Genomic DNA, 1,231 nt, shown 5'->3' on the forward strand with positions numbered 1-1,231 from the left:
TTTGAATCGTTGGAGAATCAAAGCCTGTCAATAAACGATCGACAACAATGACAAAATCTAGCCACTGACCATCCGATTGATATTGCTTTTCCTTACGGGCCAACCGTTTATTAATATTTTGATTGTAGAGTTTCTCATCTTGATAAGGAGAAGCATCAAACTGTTTCGCATACTCTTTCATGATCTCTACTAATTCATCGTCTTGTTCATTTTTTTCTAATTGATCCGGATTGGTTGAGAAGGTAATAGCTACTCTTGGGAAATCTTTATCAATCAGTTGATGACGTTCATCAAATTGTCGCCCATTCAAGAGTGTCCCATTATCTTTCATTTCCTTTAAAATCCGGTAAATATGTTTGGCTTGGGCAATCGAGTGAGTGGTAAGAATGGCTGACATCGTAGGAAAACCATTCTGTACCTTGAACTTTTTGACCACACTTCTCCGATTAAAGATTTTTTGTAACATGGTACGAATATGTTCATCTGTTTCATAAAGTTCCGTAGGCAACAATTTTTCTTGTTGTAAGACATCGTCTGGTAACTTTCCTTTATTGAGTTGGGTGACAATTACCTCTTGATCCTCTTCTGAAATCAGTGAATGATACTCGACTTGAAAGCCTAAAACAGCGCCATCATCCATAGCGTTTTTGGTTGTATAGGAGTGAAGGAGTGGCCCGTATTGCTGGCTCGTCGTTCTGGCAAAGGTTCCATTTTCTTGCTTTTTATTTTGTTCAAAAATAGGCGTCCCCGTTAATCCAAACCAGGTTGAATTGGGTAATATTTTCTTAATTCGCTTCATTTCCTCATCACTAACCGCACGATGAGCCTCATCAACAATAAAAACAATATGTTCTTGCCGTAGCTTCTCAAATTGATTCGAGCCTTTTTCTTCACTCTCTTGTTGGGCACTTCGCATAGCCGCAGAGAGTTTTTGAATCGTGGTCACTAAAATCGTATTATTATTTTTTGATGAAAGGAGGTTTCGAGCCAACTGTTTTTGATTTTTGATCCCAACAATCAAAGTATTGGCTACCGAATTTCCGGTCGTTTGTCCGGTATGATATTCCGAGGCAAACTTCGTAAACTCATCCTGCGTTTGAGCATCTAAGTCTGTTCTATCAACAACCATGACCGTACGATCGACACCGATCGCATTTTGTGCTAATAATTTCGTTGCGACAAAACTGGTAATGGTCTTTCCTGAACCTGTCGCATGCCAAATAAATCCTCC

1 protein-coding gene is annotated in these 1,231 nt (G+C 39.2%); it reads right to left on the reverse strand.

The annotated features are described in order from the left end of the window. Nucleotides 1-1,231 (reverse strand): DEAD/DEAH box helicase family protein (locus AB0C76_RS41440; RefSeq protein WP_359975987.1); only part of this gene is annotated, 1,231 nt, incomplete at both ends.

Source organism: Kitasatospora sp. NPDC048722 (genome assembly GCF_040650235.1).
Taxonomy (GTDB): Bacteria; Actinomycetota; Actinomycetes; order Streptomycetales; family Streptomycetaceae; genus Kitasatospora.